Annotated in this window: 19 protein-coding genes; 8 read left to right on the top strand and 11 right to left on the bottom strand. The window is 60.8% G+C overall.

The annotated features are described in order from the left end of the window. Positions 1-47: 47 nt before the first annotated feature. The 5 genes from hxsD to BBG20_RS16240 all read left to right on the top strand — a co-directional run bounded on the left by hxsD (position 48) and on the right by BBG20_RS16240 (position 4,526). Entirely contained in the window at positions 48-347 is a 300-nt protein-coding gene (hxsD, locus tag BBG20_RS16260; RefSeq protein ID WP_065905093.1) for a His-Xaa-Ser system protein HxsD, read from the top strand. Then, a complete protein-coding gene (hxsB, locus tag BBG20_RS16255; RefSeq protein ID WP_065905092.1) occupies positions 344-1,831 on the top strand; it encodes a His-Xaa-Ser system radical SAM maturase HxsB in 1,488 nt (495 codons plus the stop codon). Before hxsD ends, hxsB begins: the two co-directional genes overlap by 4 nt. Beyond that, a complete protein-coding gene (hxsC, locus tag BBG20_RS16250; protein ID WP_065905091.1) occupies positions 1,831-3,066 on the top strand; it encodes a His-Xaa-Ser system radical SAM maturase HxsC in 1,236 nt (411 codons plus the stop codon). Before hxsB ends, hxsC begins: the two co-directional genes overlap by 1 nt. Next, on the top strand, positions 3,063-3,671 hold the full coding sequence (gene hxsA, locus BBG20_RS16245) for a His-Xaa-Ser repeat protein HxsA (RefSeq protein WP_065905090.1): 609 nt from the start codon (positions 3,063-3,065) through the stop codon (positions 3,669-3,671). The genes hxsC and hxsA overlap by 4 nt, the downstream gene beginning before the upstream one ends. Positions 3,672-3,848: 177 nt before the next feature. Then, positions 3,849-4,526, top strand: a complete 678-nt coding sequence (locus BBG20_RS16240) for a DUF5710 domain-containing protein (RefSeq protein ID WP_065905088.1) — start codon at positions 3,849-3,851, stop codon at positions 4,524-4,526. Positions 4,527-4,909: 383 nt separating this feature from the next. Here BBG20_RS16240 and BBG20_RS16235 read toward each other — a convergent pair whose 3' ends face one another. Both BBG20_RS16235 and BBG20_RS16230 read right to left on the bottom strand, forming a co-directional pair. Beyond that, a complete protein-coding gene (locus tag BBG20_RS16235) occupies positions 4,910-6,106 on the bottom strand; it encodes a GGDEF domain-containing protein (RefSeq protein WP_065905086.1) in 1,197 nt (398 codons plus the stop codon). Positions 6,107-6,347: 241 nt separating this feature from the next. Continuing rightward, complete coding sequence (locus BBG20_RS16230; protein ID WP_065905084.1) at positions 6,348-7,268, bottom strand: DMT family transporter; 921 nt, start codon at positions 7,266-7,268, stop codon at positions 6,348-6,350. A 153-nt stretch (positions 7,269-7,421) separates the two neighbouring features. Here BBG20_RS16230 and BBG20_RS16225 point away from each other — a divergent pair, with 153 nt between their 5' ends. After that, complete coding sequence (locus tag BBG20_RS16225) at positions 7,422-8,003, top strand: helix-turn-helix domain-containing protein (RefSeq protein WP_065905082.1); 582 nt, start codon at positions 7,422-7,424, stop codon at positions 8,001-8,003. Between the two features lie 107 nt (positions 8,004-8,110). Here BBG20_RS16225 and BBG20_RS16220 read toward each other — a convergent pair whose 3' ends face one another. Continuing rightward, complete coding sequence (locus BBG20_RS16220) at positions 8,111-8,878, bottom strand: ArsR/SmtB family transcription factor (RefSeq protein WP_065905077.1); 768 nt, start codon at positions 8,876-8,878, stop codon at positions 8,111-8,113. 74 nt (positions 8,879-8,952) lie between these two features. Here BBG20_RS16220 and BBG20_RS16215 point away from each other — a divergent pair, with 74 nt between their 5' ends. Next, entirely contained in the window at positions 8,953-10,095 is a 1,143-nt protein-coding gene (locus BBG20_RS16215; protein ID WP_107339010.1) for a cytochrome P450, read from the top strand. 26 nt (positions 10,096-10,121) lie between these two features. On the opposite strand, the gene BBG20_RS16210 is transcribed toward BBG20_RS16215, so the two are convergent. Next, positions 10,122-11,057: a LysR family transcriptional regulator gene (locus BBG20_RS16210; RefSeq protein ID WP_065905075.1), complete on the bottom strand. Its 936-nt coding sequence runs from the start codon at positions 11,055-11,057 to the stop codon at positions 10,122-10,124. 110 nt (positions 11,058-11,167) lie between these two features. On the opposite strand from BBG20_RS16210, the gene BBG20_RS16205 reads away from it, so the two are divergent. Then, entirely contained in the window at positions 11,168-11,392 is a 225-nt protein-coding gene (locus tag BBG20_RS16205; protein WP_065905073.1) for a DUF2790 domain-containing protein, read from the top strand. Here the strand turns inward: BBG20_RS16205 and BBG20_RS16200 are convergent. The 7 genes from BBG20_RS16200 to BBG20_RS16170 all read right to left on the bottom strand — a co-directional run bounded on the left by BBG20_RS16200 (position 11,389) and on the right by BBG20_RS16170 (position 18,804). Further along, on the bottom strand, positions 11,389-12,636 hold the full coding sequence (locus tag BBG20_RS16200) for an OprD family porin (protein ID WP_065905071.1): 1,248 nt from the start codon (positions 12,634-12,636) through the stop codon (positions 11,389-11,391). The genes BBG20_RS16205 and BBG20_RS16200 overlap by 4 nt on opposite strands. Before the next feature lie 42 nt (positions 12,637-12,678). Next, positions 12,679-14,013 (bottom strand): MFS transporter, encoded by a 1,335-nt coding sequence (locus tag BBG20_RS16195; protein WP_065905069.1) that lies wholly within the window; start codon positions 14,011-14,013, stop codon positions 12,679-12,681. Between the two features lie 69 nt (positions 14,014-14,082). After that, positions 14,083-14,844, bottom strand: a complete 762-nt coding sequence (locus tag BBG20_RS16190) for a 1,6-dihydroxycyclohexa-2,4-diene-1-carboxylate dehydrogenase (protein WP_065905068.1) — start codon at positions 14,842-14,844, stop codon at positions 14,083-14,085. A 10-nt stretch (positions 14,845-14,854) separates the two neighbouring features. Further along, positions 14,855-15,877: a benzoate 1,2-dioxygenase electron transfer component BenC gene (gene benC, locus BBG20_RS16185; protein WP_065905067.1), complete on the bottom strand. Its 1,023-nt coding sequence runs from the start codon at positions 15,875-15,877 to the stop codon at positions 14,855-14,857. 10 nt (positions 15,878-15,887) lie between these two features. After that, complete coding sequence (gene benB, locus BBG20_RS16180) at positions 15,888-16,376, bottom strand: benzoate 1,2-dioxygenase small subunit (RefSeq protein ID WP_065905066.1); 489 nt, start codon at positions 16,374-16,376, stop codon at positions 15,888-15,890. After that, positions 16,376-17,749, bottom strand: coding sequence for a Rieske 2Fe-2S domain-containing protein (locus BBG20_RS16175; RefSeq protein WP_065905065.1), 1,374 nt, complete (start codon positions 17,747-17,749; stop codon positions 16,376-16,378). Before BBG20_RS16175 ends, benB begins: the two co-directional genes overlap by 1 nt. A gap of 107 nt (positions 17,750-17,856) precedes the next feature. Then, positions 17,857-18,804 carry an AraC family transcriptional regulator gene (locus BBG20_RS16170; protein ID WP_065905064.1) on the bottom strand — a complete coding sequence of 316 codons (948 nt, stop codon included), beginning with the start codon at positions 18,802-18,804 and terminating at the stop codon, positions 17,857-17,859. Positions 18,805-18,908 lie beyond the last annotated feature (104 nt).

The following is an 18,908-nucleotide window of genomic DNA, read 5'->3' as shown; positions in this document are numbered from 1 at the left end:
ACCGGCAAAATCCACATGTTCCCAACGGATTTGAAGGACCGATTCCGATGACATGGCCAGTCACGCTGAAACTCGACAGCGCAGCCTACTCCCTCAGCGTAGTGCAACGCGTAGCTTATTCTCTGGCCGACATTGTCGCGATCCAGGTCGGTATTGAAGCCAATCAGATAAGCCTGACGGCCCACCCAGCTGAAGTAAGGCTAACGCTTTCCCCGGAACAGGCTCATTCGCTGATCCTCCAGCAGCTGAACGACTTCGCTCTACGCGATCATATCAACCGTGAAACTGCTGGGCTGCGCGAAGTACTGGCCCGAGCCGCTCTCGCTGGATGTGGGATTTCCCAGTGACACTGATTGCGACAGACGCCAAGCACTACCGCTTGCTACCTTTTCGATTCATGCGCATGAACACGGGACATGACCGTGACATCCTGCTCACCTCCGATACCGGTGAGTACATGCACGTGAACGACGCGCAATTACGAGCCCTCAGTTACTTCGACGTTCAAGCAAGTACGCCTTTTTACAAGGACCTGCTGGCCCGCCACTTCATCTACGAACCAGGCTGCCACGACCCATTCCCGGAAATGGCAGCGCAGTATCGCAGCCGCAAGGACTTCCTCTTCCAGGGTCCTGCACTGCACTTGTTCGTGGTTACATTGCGCTGCAACCACACCTGCCAGTACTGCCAGGTGTCACGGGCCCCTCTGGGAGGATCCGGCCACGATCTGTCGGAAGCGGATGCACAGGCGGCGGTCGATCGCCTGTTCGAATCGAACGCTCCCGCCCTGACTGTGGAGTTTCAGGGTGGCGAGCCGCTTCTGGCCTTCGATCGCGTCCGCCAGATTGTCGAATGGGTCGTTGAACGGAACGTGGACGAACAACGGGATATCCAGTTCGTCATCACGACCACGCTGCACCACCTGACGGAGGAAATACTCGACTTCGCAGAGCAAAACCGCATCCAGTTTTCGACATCGCTCGATGGGCCGGCGCCCTTGCACAATGCCAACCGCCCTACCCCGTCACGAGACTCCTACGAACGCACTGTCAAAGGCATCCAGTGGGTCCGTGAGCGCCTTGGTCATGATGCAGTTTCCGCGCTGACCACGCTGACTTCAAGAAGCCTTGAACAACCTGAAGCGATCATCGATGAGTATGTTAGCCAAGGCTTCTCCAGCATTTCGCTTCGGCCTCTGAGTCCTTATGGGTTTGCCACCAAGAGTGCACATCGACTTGATTATCCTATTGAGCGATACCTGGCCTTCTACAAGAAGGCACTAGCCTATTTGCTGCATATCAACCAACAGGGCGTATACCTCTCAGAGAGTTATACGAGCCTGTTGCTGAAAAATATCCTGACCCCCTTCTCCTCCGGCTATGTAGATCTGCGCTCCCCTGCTGGCGCAGGCACTGCGGCGCTGGTTTACAACTATGACGGTTACGTCTATCCCTCGGACGAAGCCCGAATGTTGCTGGAGATGGGTGAAGACGGCTTGAAGCTCGGCACCGTGCAGCAACCCCTGTCTGAATTACTCGCATCGCCGGTTATGAATGCGTTGCTCGCCAGTGGTGTAGCAGAGGCGCTGCCGGGCTGCACCGACTGCGCACTTGTACCGTACTGTGGTGCAGACCCCATCGAACACTATGCCCGCCAAGCTGACCCGATCGGACACCGAGTGTTCAGCAGCTTCTGCAAGAAGAACATGGGGTTGCTGAAGCATCTTTTCGGCCTGCTTTGCGATGGCGACGACAACGTGCAGAGGGTGCTGCTGTCTTGGTTGAACAGGCGCTCTTACAACGATGTCCGGTTTCCGGGTTACAGGGGCTGATGGCGATGCTGCGCAAAGATACCCACTTCGAAATCCATCACCTGAATGAGCCGAAACTGCTCAAGGTCATCACTCTGGATGAGTTCATCGGACAAGGCCTGGCTGTTTGTGCCGGAAACGCTGAGCTCGGTGACCTGCTGCTTTGGCTGCCAAACGAAGAACGGCTACGGAGCCCGCATCTGCTCTCATTACCAGTGGGTGGATTCCTGATCCCGGAGCCATTGATCGGCGACTTCGACAGCGCGCGGCCACACCTGCACACCCCAAAAGACGCGGATGTCGTGCAGCCCGGCGATGTCATTGCCATCACACCAGGCAACGCGTTGGTGCGAGTGCTCTATAGACGAGGCTCAGACAGCAACCTGCTGTTCATGACCGATCGTTGCAACAGCCTCTGCCTGATGTGCTCGCAGCCGCCCAAAGATATCAATGACCGGTGGCACATCGAGGAGAACCTACGGCTGATCGACCTGATGGACCCGGGCGAGGAAAATCTGGGAATCAGCGGCGGAGAACCAACGCTTTATCGCGACGGTTTGCTCGAAATCCTGGCCAAGTGCAAAGCCGTTTTGCCGCAGAAATCCATTCATGTGCTCAGCAACGGGCGTCTGTTCCAAGACTCAAGCTGGATCGCAGCGCTCTCTACCATCGGCCACCCTCAGTTGAGCTGGGGCATCCCGCTTTATGCAGACAATGCCGAAGACCATGACCATGTGGTGCAGGCTCCAGGCGCTTTCAGCGAAACCCTGCAAGGTCTTTACAACCTGGCCCGCGCCAACCAGATCATCGAGATACGCGTGGTGCTCAATCGCCTGACCACGCCACGCTTGCCCGAACTCGCCCACTACGTATTCAGGAACCTGCCCTTCGTGCGGCATGTTGCGTTGATGGGTATCGAAAGTACCGGCCTGGCAAGGAAGAATTACGAAGAACTGTGGATTGACCCGTTGGACTATCAGGAGTCGTTGAGCCAAGCCGCGTATTTTCTGTTCAACCGCGGAGTGCCGGTTTCGATCTACAACTTGCCCCTGTGTCTGATCCCGGCCCACCTCTCGCTTTTCGCCCGCCAGAGCATCTCGGACTGGAAGAACCTGTTCATCGATACCTGCCAGCAATGCGCTGCCGTCAAACATTGCTCTGGTTTCTTCAAATCCCACAACGACCGCTGGCAGAGCCGCGGCGTACAACCACTATCGACCGAGGCTTTTAACGCCTATGCAAGGAGTGCACAGTGAAATTGCTCGACCGCTGGAAAGTTCTGATCAGTGGGATCAGCTTGCTGCCGATGGCAGGTACTACCCTGGCACAGGCGGCCCATATGTCGCTCGCCGATGCGAACTGGCAACCCAACGACAAGCTACAGCCTCCGGTATTTGCCGATACGCTCAATGCGCCAGACACCGTCAACATCTATGCGGCACATCGATCGCACAGTTCTCACCGGTCCCACAGTTCGCACAGTTCTCACTACAGCGGCTCAGGTGGTTATAGCGCACCTCGCTACTACAGCCCACCCGCTACCAGCACCCGAAGCTACAGCGCGCCGAGTGCTTCGAGCAGCACCCCCAGCAGCAATAGCCTTTATCAGTCGCCTGGCACTACCAGCGGGACAAGTTCGAGTACTTCAAAGAGTCGTGCGACCAATGAGCAGAAAAGCAACCTGGTCACCCGTGTGCAGACCGCGCTGATGGTTCGCCAGTATTACCAAGGCTCCATTGATGGGGTAATGGGCAAAGCGACGCGTGGTGCGTTGATGGCCTTTCAGATGGACAGTGGGCTGACCGTCAATGGCCGGATGGATACGCCATCGCTGAATGCGTTGGGTATCAAGATTCCATAAGTCGCTTCAGGTTAAAGCTGGCGTCCGTTCAGCAACGAAGGAGTTATCCCATGCAGCACATCATTCAAGTCGACAAAACTTTGTCGCCATGTTTTTAGAATTCGAATATCCCCAAAAGCACCAGAAGGTTCTAGCATGTGATCTGGCGCTTACTCAGCAATACGTACGGATACGGAAATGGCAAGGATTGATCTGAAAGTCCCCTTCTCAGAAAAAGATGAAGCGAAATCACTCGGTGCCAGGTGGGACCCGAGCCTGAAGACTTGGTACATCCCCGAGGGTGTCGAGATCGCTCCCTTGGCTCAATGGCTGCCCGTAACAGAGCACGCAGAGTGGGAGCACGGCCCCGAATTTAGTGTCAGAGCACCTTATTACTACGTCATAGAGTCAGTGTCAGACTGCTGGGGCTGCTCTAATTTGACCCGCGTGTTTGCGTTCAAGCTGCCCGAGCAACACGAAGAGTTCGATTACTACGAGGATGAGGACGAAGATTTCGCGCTCACAAGCAACCTCGGCGAATGGAAGTGCCATGGATATCGCGGAACGGTCTCCAACGTCGCCAGCCTCTCTCCCTTGGTCACGAAGCAGATCCATCACTTCACCAACAAATTCAAGCAGGCCTATAGCAAAACAGTGGGCAGCCGTTATCTGATGAATCACTGCGAAAACTGCGGAGCCAAGCTCGGCGATTTTTTCATGCACAGCGAACCTGGTGGAGCTTTCTTCCCAACCTCACCTCAAGAAGCTCAGCGGATGACTCTCATCAGAATCAACGAGCGGTTCGACGCCAACTGCAGCGTCGGCTTTGCATCCGAAGATTTTTTCGACTGGATGCAGGTTCGCGAACAACCCTAATTCCCCTATTCAATCCCGGACAGTTCGAGGACCCACGGGCCTCAGGCCCACCTTTGGTATTGAGTAAAATCAGTAGTCACTGAACAGCGAGACAAGTTAAAAAGGGCCGCCGTGTACTTTGCCAAGAAATGTATTGCTCAATTAAACGATCACTGGAGCAATACGAGGTCGATGGTTTTATTAGCTAATTGATGTCCCTGTCATCGCTGAAGTTATAGTGCTCAAACCGCCTCACCACGATAACGATTCATGGCTACTTGGATATAGGTACGTCGTAGTGAGTGGTACAAGGGCGTTCAACAAAGCTGATCAAGGCAGCGCGGCGCAATGCGCCCGCCCGCTCAGATAACCCATGCCGATCACCACCGCCGGTGCCAAGCGTTTTACCTGGGCTCAATGCTATAAATGGACGTGGTTGTACTCTGATGCACATGTGGCGCTGCCAAACACAATGTATTGCGCCCCAGGCCCTTGGCTTCATAAAGAGCGGCATCCGCACGGGCAAGCAGGCTCGCCGTGGTGTCACGTTCGTCTGGCACTACGCAGCAAACACCGATACTGATGCGCAGTGAGATGATTGCCTCGCCAAACCGCGCCGGCGACTCCGCCACCGATGCGCGCAACGCGTCCAGAACGGCCATGGCGTTTTCGGGGCTGGTGCGGGGAAGCAGCACCAGAAACTCCTCGCCACCATAACGACCGATACTGTCGGATTCACGAATGCGTTGGGTGAGGTGGTTGACGCAATGGCAAATCACTTCATCACCCGCCAGGTGTCCATGCACGTCATTGATCTGCTTGAAATGGTCGATGTCGACCATCGCCACCGCCAGGTAGGACGCATCTCGACGCGCGCGCTCCAATTCTTTGGAAAACTGCTCGAGGACCGCCCGGCGATTGAGAATGCCGGTCAGTACGTCTCTTAACGCCAGGCGCTGGAATAGCGATTCACTGCGCTCTTTGGCCAGCAGCACCAGTCCCAGGGAAATCATCATGGCGGTGAACGTGCCGATGCTGACTGAAATGGTTTGCTTGAGGTTGCTGACGTCGTAGCGCATCTCGGCAGCCCCGCCGCCGATGATCGCGACGACGCGCATGCCCAATCCGATCAAGCTGATGCTCGATCCGATGATCAACAGCATACGCGCACGCCCCTGAGCCGGGATGTAGCGCCGCGTCCAATAAATGATCAAGGCGCACTGCACCATCAACACCAACGTGGCCGCGAGCATTCGCGGCTCCAGCGTGTCGATCAAACTTGCCATCAATACGAGCATGAGTGCAGCGGGTGCAAATATCCGCCACCAGGAGACGGGCAACTCGACAATTCGAAATACGCTGGCCCCGTAGAACGCCAGCGCAACCGCCAGCAAAGTGTTCGCCGCCCCATAGGTCAACCACAACGGCGCGTGCCCGTACAAGGTGTATCCCACGTAAGCCAGGGCATGTGCGAGCAAACCGAAGCCAATGGTCAGCAAGCCGTCACGCTGGTTGAACTGGCCGACCAGTATCAGACAAAACGCCATGATCGTCGCCACTAAGGCGACGCAGGCAAAAAGCGTGGGGGTATGGGCAATCATCGAGTCTCACCAGGCGCTGTCAGGAGCAGCTCGGCTGGAGTTTAGTCGAATAGGATGCTGTCGGTGGGAGGGGCAAAAGGCGGCAAAAAGCGGCCGAGCGCTCACAACGGCCCACAAAACAGCGCCAGGCACTGCTGCTCAGATAAGTGAGTGGCGACCAGCAGCGTATGCCAACCCTCAACGTCATATGACAGCGCCTGCCACACCAGCCACAGGTGACCGAGTTGAAACATCGCCCAAGTCAATCCTGGCGACCACGGCGGTCAGTCAGCGCGATTATCTGCGGCCCGGGACGGCGCAGTGACCAACCGAAGTTCATGCCCGCCGCCGCCAGCAGAATGGCGCTCGCGCCAATCACTTGCAGGCTGCTGAGCGGATGCGCGAAGGCCACCCAGTCGACCAGGATGGCGGCGATCGGGTAGATGAATGACAGAGCCCCGACCAGGGCCGTGGGGATTTTCTGGATGGCGCTGTAGAGCAGCGTCGACATCAGCCCGGTATGAACCACGCCGATAATGATCAAGTAAATCCAGGCATCCCCGACCGTGTCGACCCTGTCGAAGTCCACGAATGGGGCCAGCACCAGCACGCCGACCACCATCTGGATCAGCACGATCAGGTGCGCGGGCACCTCCTTGAGGCGCTTGGTGATCGCTGCTGCCACCGCGTAGAAGAAGGCGGAAGACAGCGCCAGGCAGACGCCCAGCAGGTAGTCGGCGCCGCTGGCCTGCCCGCCGCCCTTGGCGAACACGATCAGCATCAGGCCGACGAAGGCCACCAGCAGCCAGCCGAGCTTGGCGATGCTGAGGCGTTCGGCGTAAAACAGCGCCCCCAGACCGACCAGCATAAACGGCTGGACATGGTAGACCACCGTGGCAATGGCGATTGACGCATGCTGGTAGGCACTGAACAGCAGCACCCAGTTGAGCATCAGCGCCACCCCGCCCAGGCACACCCAAATGAACTGCCGGGCAGTGATCAGCGGGCGACGCAGCACCCCCAGCATCAGGCACGCGACCAACATCGCCAACGCGCCGAACACGCAACGCCAGAACACCACGGCCTGCGGGCTCTGCCCCGACATGATGACGAACCAGCCCACCGTGCCGGAGATCAGCATGGCCGAAATCATTTCGAACGTCCCACGGGTTTGCGCCTTCATCACTCTCGGCTTCCTTGCTGTCGACATTGCCGTGACCCAGGCCGCCGTTCGCGGGAGAGTTCGACAAATAGAACTTTATAATGAACTAACGACCACTATAATGAACACGCTAACCCAGAGCGTCAATTCGCAATCGGATGATTTGAAGAACAAATGACTGACATAACGAACAGCCCCATGAGCCATAATCCCAGCCGAATCGATCTGCTGGCGCTTTCAATCAAGCGCGAACGCCTGGCCGCCGGGCTGTCCTTGACCGAATTGGCGAAGCGCGCCGGGGTGGCGAAATCGACCTTGTCTCAATTGGAGTCGGGAATCGGTAATCCCAGCATCGAAACCTTGTGGTCGCTGGCGATGGCGATGGGCCTGCAAGTCACTCGCTTCTTCGAGCAACCCCAGCAAACCCTGCGGGTGATCCGCGCCAACGAGGGCATGACGACGTATGCCGAGACGGCCAATTATGCCGCGACACTGCTTGCCGACTGCCCGGCCGGAGTGCGGCGCGACCTCTACCGGTTGAAGGTACAGCCTGGCGAAGTCCGCCTGTCCCAGCCTCACCCGGCAGGCACCGTAGAGCACGTGGTGCTGTGCAGTGGCAGTGCCCGCATCGGCCCGGCAGACGGACCGGTGTTGCTGAACGCGGGCGACTACATAAGCTACCTGGCGAATGCGCCTCACGTGTTCGAAGCGCTTGAGGCCGACACTACTGCGGTGATGGTGATCGAGCATCTCTGAGGTGGCGGCCATGGACACGGCACGAACAACCAGCCACGCGCCGAAGTCACCGGCAAAGTGCCCATACTCAGCGAACACGCAGAGGCTGCTTTCCCGACACGTATCCGTCAGCCGTCATAGGCCAGTTCGGCGGATCGGTTGATCTTTCGCTGCACTGATCCCTGCACCTGTGGGCTTTCAAGCGTGATCCCGAACCGGCCAGACAGCGCTTCCCGCCCCTTGGCTGTCAATCCAAGTGCGCGACTGTCGAGGTCTTGAATAACCCACTGGCGGCTCAGGAGCATCTGCAGGAAAGCCGCGCCGAGCGCCCCCGCCAGATGAGGGCGGCGCATGCTCCAGTCCAGGCATGAACACGCGAAACGACGTCGCTGGGCCCTGGCCTTTTCCACCTCGATACCCAACCCCGTCATGGCGGTTTCGCCGCTCGCCGTGAGCTGATACAGGACGTCCCCGGCAACCGCCACGGTCAGCCAGCCTGACGCGATGAAGTGGTCGTGCAGCTGCACGGCCAATGATCCTGCCATGTGGTCATAACAGGTACGCGCGAACTGCAATCGGCTCGGGGTCGTGGAAACGTAGCGCGTGTCCGCGTTTTGGCTGATCACCATGAGGGCCTCGATCGCCTGGGCCACCTGCACGTCCGCCAGGCTGTAGTAGCGATGCCGACCCTGCGTGTGCAGCCTTACCAAGCCGGCGTCTTTGAGCCGTACCAGATGCGCACTCGCCGTGGATGCACTCACGTCGGCGATAACCGCCATTTCGGTACTGGTACGTGCGTGGCCATCCATCAGCGCACACAGCATTTTAGTCCTCGCAGGCTCGGCAATGGCACCGGCTACCCGAGAAATCGCGCTGTCATTGCCTTGGGCATCCATATTTCGTTCCTGAGCGAATCGTCGGCATGAAAGGTGTTCGATAGTAGCCGTTCTTTGTGAACAGGACTCCAGGAATGACGCCTTTTGAAGCCGCAACCCATGCCGATCCCTACCCTTATTACGCCTGCCTCAGGCGACAAGGTGGGCTGTACTTCGATACCGACCTTCGGTTATGGATTGCAAGTAGTGCCAGCGCGGTCGACGCCCTCCTGGGGCATCCCGACTGTCGGGTGCGTCCGCCGGACGAGCCGGTTCCCGCGGCCATTGCGCAAGGCGCCGCGGGGATGATTTTCGCTCGCTTGATGCGCATGAACGAGGGCCCGCAGCACATGTGCCCGAGGATGGCCATCGAACCGGCGTTGGTCGCTGTCGAGACAGAACGCATCGCAGGCCTCGTGGCACGCCTGGTCGAGACCCTCCCCGTCGAGCACCTGGATGAATTGATGTTCACCGTACCGGTGTGCGTCATTGCAGCGCTGATAGGCTTCCCACCCAGCCACCTACAGGACGTCGCAAGGCTGACGCGGGATTTTGTTGCCTGCCTGTCGCCCCTGAGCGACGACATTCAACTCGACAGCGCCCATGGCGCGGCGACTCGACTCAGGCAATTATTCAGCGCGCTGCTGAGCGACGCCAATGACAGTAGCCGCTTCCTGAGCCACGTCCAAAGCGCTTGCGCAGCCACCGCCTGGAGAGACCGCGAGGCATTGATCGCCAACCTGATCGGCCTGTTGTCACAGACCTGTGAAGCCAGCGCAGGCTTGATCGGCAACAGCCTCGTGGCGCTGCATCGTGAGCCTGGACTGCTTGAAGGCGGGCAGCAGGTTGCAGACCTGGTGGCAGAAGTGGCGCGCTACGACTCACCGGTGCAAAACACCCGGCGATTCGTCACCCAGCAATGCAATATCGAGGGCAACGTACTGGCGCCCGGCGATACCGTTCTCCTATTGCTCGCCTCAGCCAACCGGGATCCCGGCGCGAACCCGGAACCCGATCGCTGCTTGCTCGAACGAACCCAGCGACGAACCTTCAGCTTTGGCGCGGGAAGACATCAATGTCCAGGCCAGTCGCTTGCCTTGGCGATCGCCGCCGAGGCGGTCTCGGCATGGCTGCGCCGACAGCCAGCCGCGTCTGTGGGTGCTTTTCGCTGGCGGTATCTGCCCTCCCTCAATGGTCGCATTCCCAGGTTCCATGGTGATCGGGACACCCAGCGATGATCGCAGGGTTAGCTCAGGCCGCGAGATCAACGCGGCGCCCAATGCCCCGGTTGTTCCACCACCCCGACGTACTCGGCCAACAACGCCGGCAGGCTGGCCTGCAAAAACGTCACCCACGTGCGCACCTTGGCGTCCAGAAAGCGCCGCGAGGGGTGCACCGCGAAGATAGTGCGCTCACGCAGCCGATAATCCGGCAGCAGGCGTAGCAGCGAGCCGTCCTGCAAGGCCGGGGCAGCGCTGAAGAACGGCAACAGGCTGATGCCCATGCCCTCTTGCGTCGCCTTGACCATGGCGTCGGCCACGTTGGTCCGGAAGGCTGTGCCGGGGGGAACGCTGAGGTCTCCCGCCTCGCCCTGGAAGCGCCACTCATCTTCCTGAAAATCCTGCAGGTGCAGGCGCCGGTGTTGCAGCAGTTGCCCGGGATGGTCGGGCACGCCATGGTTTGCCAGGTAACGGGCCGCTGCGCACGGCACGCTGAACAGCTGGCCGATGGTCTGGCTGACGAAGGCCGAATCCGGCAGCGCGTGGGCGATGGAGATCACCACATCATGCCCCTCCTCGAGCGGATCGGGGGTGTGCTGGGACAAGCTCAGTTCCATCGACACCTGCGGGTGAAGCTCGCTGTAGCGTGCGATCAGCGGGGTGATCAGCACGCCCAGCCCGCTCATGCAGTGCACGCGCAGGCGTCCGCGCGGGTTGAGGTGGGCGCCGCTGGCTTCGGCGCTGGCGTCCCGGATGTCGTCGAGGATGCCGCGACAGCGCAGCAGGAAACGCTCGCCCGACTCGGTCAGGCTCAGGCGCCGGGTGGTGCGCTGCAGCAGGCGCGTCTGCAGGTGCTGCTCCAGGTCGGCGATCAAACGTGAGACATGCGCGCCGGAGAGGCTCAACACCTCTGCCGCCGCCGCGAAGCTGCCACTGTCGACCACCTGCACAAACACCCGCATGCCATTGAACACGTCCATCAGCGTCGGGCCTTGATTGCTACGCAATACGTACGGGTCATTTACCGGTTCCTGTCTTTAATACGGCGCTGCAGCCACTACACTGGAGCCTGTTGATAGAGGACGACACCATGAAAATTCAATTGCTCGGCGTTGCTTTGCTGCTCACCGCCACCGGCGCTTTCGCCGCCGGCGGCAATGACAGCCAGGGGCTGGATATCCAGCAGATTGTTTCCGTCACGGCGGTGCCCGGCAGTTGCCAGGTCGAGCCCGCGACCCTGGTGTATCTCGACAGCCAGGGCGTCAGCCACACGCTCAAATACAGCGTGATGGGCACCTGCCAGGGCGGCGTCTAGAGCAGCTTCCAGGTGTAACTGAGGATCAGCCGGTTCTCATCGATGTCGCTGCGGTAGTTGGAGCGCGCCATCACATTGCGGATGCGGATGCCCAGGCCGCTCAGCACGCCACTTTGCACGGCGTACCCGATGTCGAGGTCGCGCTCGCGGTCCTTGCCCTCGTAGCCGGCACCGGTCTTTACGTTGTCGCCGGTGATGTAGCGCACGGTGGTGGTCAGTCCCGGCAGGCCCAGCGCGGCAAAATCGTAGTCGTAGCGCACTTGCCACGAGCGCTCGTCGGTGTAGGCGAACTCATAGGTCGGCACCTCGTTGCCCAGCGGGCTGATGTTGGCGAAGACGCGCGGAAAAGCGCTGTCGCCGTACATCGCTTGGTAACCCACATAGACCGTGTGCGCGCCGCGCTTGGCCGACAACAGCGAGAAAAACGCCTGGTTGTCGATCTTGCCGAGCAACCGGTCGCCGTCTTCGCGCGCAGTGTAATAGCCAAGATTGGCGCCCAGTACCCAGGTGCCAAGCGGCTGGCTGTGCTTGAGGCCGATGAAATCCTGGGCGTAGATGTCCTTCAACTGCCCGTGCCAATAACTGACGCTGGTGCGCTTGCTGTTGAAGGCATAGTCGCCGCCCACGTAGTTGAAGGTATCACTCTCGGCCCCGCGCTGCGGTACATGGCCGAGCATGGCGATCATCTTTTCGTCACCCGCCTCGTTGCGCAGGCTTGTGGTGCTCAAGTGGCCGGCCTGCAACGCCAGGCCGTTGATCTCGCTGGAGCTGATGCCCACGCCCTGGTAACTCGGGGGCAGCAGGCGGATGTCGCTGAAGGCCAGCACTGGCAGGTTGGGCTGCAGCTCGCCGACCTTCAATTCGGTGTTGGACAGCCGCGCCTTGAAGGTCAGCCCCAGGCGGCTGTACTCGTCGGCGGCGCGGCCATCGTCCTTGACCGGCAGCAAGCCGGTATTGACCCGGTCCGGGCTGCTGTCGAGCTTGAGGCCCAGGGTGCCCAGCGCATCCAGGCCGAAGCCCACGGGGCCTGGGGTGTAGCCGGACTTGTAAGTGAGGATGAAGCCCTGGCCCCACTCCTCGGCCCGCGATTGCCGATTGGCCCCGACGATGTCGGAGAAGTCGCGGCTGAAGTAATAGTTGCGGGCCTGCAGGGTGGCCGTCGAGTCCTTGAAAAAACCACCCTCGTCAGCCGTCGCCGCAAGGGGCACGCCCAACAGGGCGAGCCAGATACGTTGTGTGTGCATGTCGTTGCTCTTCGTTATTGTTGTTATCGACGGTTCGGCAGGTCACAGCGCCTGGGCGGTCGGCAAGACGACACGGGTGCGCCGCTCATTCAGGGCAAACACGGTCATCGCCAATGCGGCGATGGCACCGGGAATCGCAAAGGCCATGAAGTTCAGCTGCAGCGGCAGTTCAATCGCCATCAGCGCACCGCCCAGCAGCGGGCCGACGATGGCACCGTTGCGACCGATGCCGGACGCCCAGCCCAGGCCGGTCGCGCGGATAGACAAGCCATACAATTGCGCCGCCCCGGCATACAGCAGGATTTGCGTGCCGATGGTGGTCGCGCCCGCGATGAAGATCAGCAGGTAGAGCACCGGCATCGGGCTGTTGATGCCCAGCAGGCTGATCGAGAACACCCCGGCGATAAAGAAGCCGATGGTCACGGTCACCAGGTTGAGACGATCACCCAGGCGCCCGCCGATCAACGCGCCCGCCATGCCGCCCAGGTTCAGCGCCACCAGGAACGACAGGCTCGACCCGAGGCTGTAGCCGGCGCCGGCCATCAGTTTGGGCAGCCATGAACTCAGCGCATAGACCATCAGCAGGCAGCAGAAAAACGCGGTCCAGATCATTGCCGTGCGCACCGCCAGGCCGTGGCGGAACAACTCCACCACCGAGGCGCCCTTGCCCTTGATGTCCGCGATGACCAACTCGTCGTCGGCATTGATCGGCGTGCCCGGCGACAGCCGCGCGAGCAGTGCCCGTGCCTGGTCCGTGCGGCCCTGGCGGATCAGGAAACCAATCGATTCCGGCAGCCAGTACACCACCAACGGCAGCAACAGCAGCGGGATGACGGCGACAAAAAACATCGACGACCAGCCATAGGCCGGCAGCATGAAAATCCCCACGCTCGCCGCGAGCATGCCGCCCAGGGAGTAGCCGCTGAACATGAAGGCCATCAAGGTACTGCGAACTTTTTTCGGTGCATATTCGTTGATCAGCGCGGCGGCATTGGGCATCAGCCCGCCACAACCGAGCCCGGCGATAAACCGGCAGATCCCGAACTCGGTCGGGCTGCTGGCGAAGCCGTTGATCACGGTGGCGATGCTGAACAACGCAAAGCAGAACACGATGCCTTTCTTGCGGCCGAAGCGGTCCGCCAGGGTGCCGAAGATCAACGCACCGAACATCATGCCGAACAGCGCATAGCTGCCCAGGGCGCCGGCCTGCAAGGGGGTGAGCCCCCACTCACGCATGATCGACGGCAGGACCACACCGTAGATAAACAAGTCATAGCCGTCAAAGATCAACAGCACCGCACACAGGCTCACGATCAGCCAGTGAAAGCGGTTGAACGGGGCATTATCAATTATCGAATGGACATCATGGGTACGCATGGCAGTGCTCTCTTTATTGTTGTTGTGAGTCAATGTCTGCAGGTGGAACACGCAGGTGAAAGCGGGCGGTCAGCCGAGGTCGCCACCCCCTACCGGCAGGGTTACGCCGGTGATGTAGGACGCCTCGTCGGAGGCCAGGAACAGAATCGCGCCAGCCTGTTCGTCGATGCTGCCGTAGCGCTTCATCGGGCTGCTGTCGAGAGTCTGGTCGACGATCTGCTGATACCACAGGCGCTCCTGCTCGCTCTGTGGCTGGCTGTTGCGCGGGATACGCCGTGGCGGCGCCTCGGTGCCGCCGGGCGCGGTAGCATTGACGCGGATGCCGCTGCCGGCGGTTTCCAGGGCCAGGCAGGCAGTCAGTGCATTCACCCCGCCCTTGGCCGCGCCGTACGGCACGCGATTGAGCCCACGGGTGGCCACCGAAGACACATTGACGATGGCGCCGCTGCCCTGCGCCAACATGTAGGGCAGCACGCAATGGCAGCACCACAACGTCGGGAACAATGAACGGCGCACTTCGGCTTCGATTTCGCTCTCGGCGTAGTGCTCGAACGGCTTGGCCCAGATGGTCCCGCCGACGTTGTTGACCAGAATGTCGAGGCGCCCGAACCGCGCCTTGGCGGCGGCCATCACCCGCGCGCATTCGGCGTGCTGTTCGAGGTCGGCGGTGAGCAGCAGCGCGCGCTCATGCTGCAACTCATGCACGAGTTCCGAGCGATCCACCGCCACCAGCCAGGCGCCCTCCTCCAGCAAACGCTCGGCAACACGGCGGCCAATGCCCTGGGCCGCGCCGGTGACCAGCGCGACCTTGTCTGTGAAACGTGAAGTCATGCGTATGTCCTCAGGCGGCATCGCAGCTGGCGCTGACGTTGGGGGTGAATTTTTCGTAGTGGAAGCTCGCAGGGCTCACGCCCTGCGTCTTGAAGTGCTGGCGCACGGCATCAACCATCGGCGGCGGCCCGCACAGGTACACGTCGACATCACCGTCGTTGAGTACTTCGCTGGCCATGTGCTGGGTGACATAACCCTGGCATGGATGTGCGGTCTGCGGGTCGGCCACGCAGGTGATGAAGTTGAAGCTCGGCAGCCGTGCGGCAAACGCCTGCAGTGCCTCGACCATGACGAGATCCTGGTCGCGTGTGACCCCGTAGACCAGCGTGATCGGGCGGGTTTCCTGGCGCTGCGCAAGCACTTCGAGCATCGACAGCAACGGCGCCAGGCCGGTGCCGCCGGCCAGCAACAGCAACGGCCGCGCCACTTCGCGCAGGTAGAAACTGCCCAGCGGGCCGGTCATGGTCACGCTGTCGCCCGGTTGCGCGCGCTGCAGCCAGCCGCTCATCAAACCGCCCGGCACGTGCTTGATCAGAAAACTCGCACCGGTCTCACCGGGGCGGCTGCTGAACGAATACGCACGCGTCTGGCCGCTGTCGGGCACGCCGATGTTCACGTACTGGCCGGGCAGGAACACCGGGGCCTGATCCAGTTCGAAACGCACCTCCAGCGCCGCATCGGCGTGGCGGGTAATGCCGGTCAGCGTCGCGGCAAATGCGGTGGTGCCGGTCTTGCAGGCGCTGGACGGCAGCGGCACGGCAATCACGCAATCGGACTGCGGCACCATCTGGCAGGTCAGCACCTGGCGCTGCTGCGCCTCGTCTTCGCTCAGGGCGTCGTCGATGTAGTCGTCGCCCAAGTCATAGGCGCCGGTTTCGCAGTGGCATTTACAGGTGCCGCACACGCCGTCCGAGCAGTCCATGGGCAGGTTGATGCGTTGGCGGAAGGCAGCATCGAGCACCTTCTCACCCGCCTTGCAGTCGATGAAACGCGTGACCCCATCTTCGAAGTTCAGGGCAATGGCATACGTCATGGCGGTGTCCTCAGATGTGGTAGATGTCGATGACCTGGTGGATGTAATCGTTTTTCAGCACGACTTTTTTGCGTGTGATCAACGGCTGCTCGGCGCGGGTATCGAGGTGGTAGAACGAGGTGCCGAAGTAACTGTCGGTGGTCTTGTAGCGATGGCTGAGGGTGTGCCAGTTGAAGCGCAGTTCGACCTGCGCGCCGTCGTCGGCCAGCACTTCGAGGTTGCTGAGCAGGTGCACGGTGCGCGGTTCCGGTGTACTGGCGCTGGAGCGCTCGGTCTTGATCCGGAAGATGCGGTCTTCGAGGCCGTCACGGCTGGGGTAGTAGATCAGCGAGATCTCGCGTTGCGGGTCTTCGACGAGGGTGTCGTGGTCGTCCCAGGCCGGCATCCAGAACTCCGCCTTGGGTGAATAGCACGCCAGCCATTCATCCCACTGACGGTCATCGAGCAAGCGCGCTTCGCGGTAGAGAAAGTCGAGCAGGCGGTCACGGGACAGGCTCATCACACCGCCTCCCGGTCGCTGGCAATCAGGCCTTGCTGCTCACGTTCGATCGCGCGCTGCAGGCTCGCGGCCCAATGCGCGTGCTGTCGCACGAACAACCCTTCGTCTTCGGTTTTGACCCCGCTGAGTTGCGGGTGCATGCCCATGGCCCTGGCGTTTTCATCGGCGCCTTCGACCCATTGCTTGGCGCCACGGCTGAGGTCGTTCCACAAGGTGCTCGCGCCCTGGTAGCCGGTCTGGCAGGCGCGGAATTCCTCCAGGTCGTCCGGTGTGCCCATGCCGCTGACGTTGAAGAAATCTTCGTACTGGCGGATACGCGTGGCGCGCTCCTGGGCACTTTCGCCGATGGGCGCCATGCAATAAATCGTCACTTCGGTCTTGTCCACCGCGAGCGGCCGCACCACCCGGATCTGCGTCGAGAACTGGTCCATCAGGTACACATTCGGGTAGAGGCACAGGTTGCGGGTCTGGTCGACGATAAAGTCGGCACGCGCCTGGCCGAGGCGTTCGGCCAGCGCCTCGCGATGGGCATGCACCGGGCGCACGTCCGGGTTGAGCAGGCGTGTCCACAGCAGGATATGCCCGTGATCGAAGGCGTAGACGCCGCCGAGGCTTTTCGACCAGCCATTGGCGTCGACGGTGCGTGTGCCCTCGGCCTCGTAGTTGCGCCGGCCCATGGTCGCCGAGTAATTCCAGTGCACCGAGCTGACGTGGTAACCGTCGGCGCCGTTCTCGATCTGCAGCTTCCAGTTGCCGTCGTAGACATACGTCGAGCTGCCGCGCAGCACCTCCAGGCCCAAGGGCGCCTGGTCGACCATCTGGTCGATGATCACGCGGGTTTCGCCGAGGTAGTCACTCAGTTCAGGCACGTCCTCGCCGAGGCTGCCGAACAGAAAGCCGCGGTAGTTTTCAAACCGCGCCAGGCGCTTGAGGTCATGCGAGCCATCACAGTCAAAACTGTCGGGGTAGGCCCCGGTCTTGGCGTCCTTGACCTTGAGCAGCTTGCCTGCATTGCTGAATGTCCAGCCGTGGAACGGGCACGTGAACGAGCCCTTGTTGCCTTGCTTGCGCCGGCACAACATGGCGCCACGATGCGCACAGGCGTTGACCAGGCCATGCAGGCTGCCGTGCTTGTCACGGGTGATGACCACCGGCTGGCGCCCGATCCAGGTGGTAAAGTAGTCGTTGATCTCGGGCACCTGGCTCTCATGGGCCAGGTAGAGCCAACCGCCTTCGAAGATGTGCTTCATCTCCAGGGCGAACAGGTCAGGGTCGGTAAAAATGTCGCGGCGGCAGCGGAACACGCCGTTGGCGGGATCTTCCTGCACGGACTCGCGCAGTTGTCGGGCGAGTCGGTCGAGTGTACTGGTCATGGGGCAAGCCCTCCGTTGTTCTTGTATCAGGCGCCCTCACCGTACGTGTCCGACATGTTGTCCAATATCCCTTTTCTGCAGATCACTATCCGCCGAGCGCACGAAGCTCAGCGGTGGCGCTTCCAGGTCTGCGAGGGCAACTCGCCAAAGCGTTGGCGATAGGCCTCGGAGAACCGTCCCAGGTGCGTAAAACCGTGGTCCAGCGCCACCTCGGTCACGCTGCGCGCGCTGCTCAGCTGCAGGCGGGCATGCACCCGTTCAAGCTTGCGCCGCCGTACGTAGTCACGCGGGGACAGGCCGACCTGGCGCTCGAACAGGCTGTACAGCGAGCGCTCACTGACCTTGGCCACTGCCATCAGTTGTTCGAGGCTGATGTCGTCGGTGAGGTGCTGCTCGACAAACTCACGCACCGCCTCGAAGCCGCCACCCTGTGCAGGCTGGGGGATCACTCGCAGTACATTGCTGCCCAGCAGGGCCAGCAACTTGGTCGCCACGATGCGCTCGTACAGGCTCTGCATATGCGGTTCGGCAGCGTTTTCCGCCTCGTGGCAGATCAGCCCCAGCAACGGCAGGAACCCGCCCATTTCGCTGAGTGCATGGCGCGCGGTCGCAAAGCGGATACCCGGCTGCGGCAGCGCCCATTGCTGCTCCAGGCAAGCGTTTTCGAGCAGGCGTACGGGTAATTTGATGATGAATTTTTCGCAGTCGGCGGAATACGTCAGGTCCACCGGATCATCCGGGTTGATCAGCAGGATCTCGCCAGGTCCGAACACATGCTCCACGCCTCGCGAATGCGAGCGGCAATGCCCGCTCAGCAGGATCTGCAAGTGGTAGATGGTTTCCAGCGCCACCGACGTGACCCGCACCGGCGCGCCGTAACTGATGCGGCACAGGTCCAGGCTGGAAAAAGTGCGGTGGCTGATGCTCGCCTGCGGCCGGCCCTTGGGGGGCAGGCGAATGCAGTGGCTGCCGACATGCTGGTTGACGTAGTCCGACACCGCATAGGCGTCGGCACCCTGGAAAATCTGGCTGCGCTCACTCAATAGCACGGTCATGGTTGCGCCTCTTTTATAGTTATTGGCCTCAGGCTGACGCCTGGTGTTGCGACCGTCCAATATGGATAAGGTCTGAATGAATACCCTGCAGGTATGGTCGACGG

Source organism: Pseudomonas aylmerensis, from assembly GCF_001702265.1.
In the GTDB taxonomy this organism is placed as follows: domain Bacteria; phylum Pseudomonadota; class Gammaproteobacteria; order Pseudomonadales; family Pseudomonadaceae; genus Aquipseudomonas; species Aquipseudomonas aylmerensis.
The sequence above is the reverse complement of the archived record's forward strand: the minus strand, read 5'-3'. Positions and strand labels throughout refer to the sequence as shown.

What these genes read in the sequence shown, in the direction of transcription:
- BBG20_RS16230 (WP_065905084.1), bottom strand. Translation starts at nt 7,268, where the DNA reads ATGAAGGCGCAAACCCGTGGGACGTTCGAAATGATTTCGGCCATGCTG.
- BBG20_RS16195 (WP_065905069.1), bottom strand. Translation starts at nt 14,013, where the DNA reads ATGCGTACCCATGATGTCCATTCGATAATTGATAATGCCCCGTTCAAC.
- BBG20_RS16175 (WP_065905065.1), bottom strand. Translation starts at nt 17,749, where the DNA reads ATGACCAGTACACTCGACCGACTCGCCCGACAACTGCGCGAGTCCGTG.
- BBG20_RS16235 (WP_065905086.1), bottom strand. Translation starts at nt 6,106, where the DNA reads ATGATTGCCCATACCCCCACGCTTTTTGCCTGCGTCGCCTTAGTGGCG.
- hxsC (WP_065905091.1), top strand. Translation starts at nt 1,831, where the DNA reads ATGGCGATGCTGCGCAAAGATACCCACTTCGAAATCCATCACCTGAAT.
- BBG20_RS16170 (WP_065905064.1), bottom strand. Translation starts at nt 18,804, where the DNA reads ATGACCGTGCTATTGAGTGAGCGCAGCCAGATTTTCCAGGGTGCCGAC.
- BBG20_RS16210 (WP_065905075.1), bottom strand. Translation starts at nt 11,057, where the DNA reads ATGGACGTGTTCAATGGCATGCGGGTGTTTGTGCAGGTGGTCGACAGT.
- benC (WP_065905067.1), bottom strand. Translation starts at nt 15,877, where the DNA reads ATGACGTATGCCATTGCCCTGAACTTCGAAGATGGGGTCACGCGTTTC.
- hxsD (WP_065905093.1), top strand. Translation starts at nt 48, where the DNA reads ATGACATGGCCAGTCACGCTGAAACTCGACAGCGCAGCCTACTCCCTC.
- BBG20_RS16215 (WP_107339010.1), top strand. Translation starts at nt 8,953, where the DNA reads ATGACGCCTTTTGAAGCCGCAACCCATGCCGATCCCTACCCTTATTAC.
- BBG20_RS16200 (WP_065905071.1), bottom strand. Translation starts at nt 12,636, where the DNA reads ATGCACACACAACGTATCTGGCTCGCCCTGTTGGGCGTGCCCCTTGCG.
- BBG20_RS16205 (WP_065905073.1), top strand. Translation starts at nt 11,168, where the DNA reads ATGAAAATTCAATTGCTCGGCGTTGCTTTGCTGCTCACCGCCACCGGC.
- BBG20_RS16220 (WP_065905077.1), bottom strand. Translation starts at nt 8,878, where the DNA reads ATGGATGCCCAAGGCAATGACAGCGCGATTTCTCGGGTAGCCGGTGCC.
- BBG20_RS16190 (WP_065905068.1), bottom strand. Translation starts at nt 14,844, where the DNA reads ATGACTTCACGTTTCACAGACAAGGTCGCGCTGGTCACCGGCGCGGCC.
- benB (WP_065905066.1), bottom strand. Translation starts at nt 16,376, where the DNA reads ATGAGCCTGTCCCGTGACCGCCTGCTCGACTTTCTCTACCGCGAAGCG.
- BBG20_RS16225 (WP_065905082.1), top strand. Translation starts at nt 7,422, where the DNA reads ATGACTGACATAACGAACAGCCCCATGAGCCATAATCCCAGCCGAATC.
- BBG20_RS16240 (WP_065905088.1), top strand. Translation starts at nt 3,849, where the DNA reads ATGGCAAGGATTGATCTGAAAGTCCCCTTCTCAGAAAAAGATGAAGCG.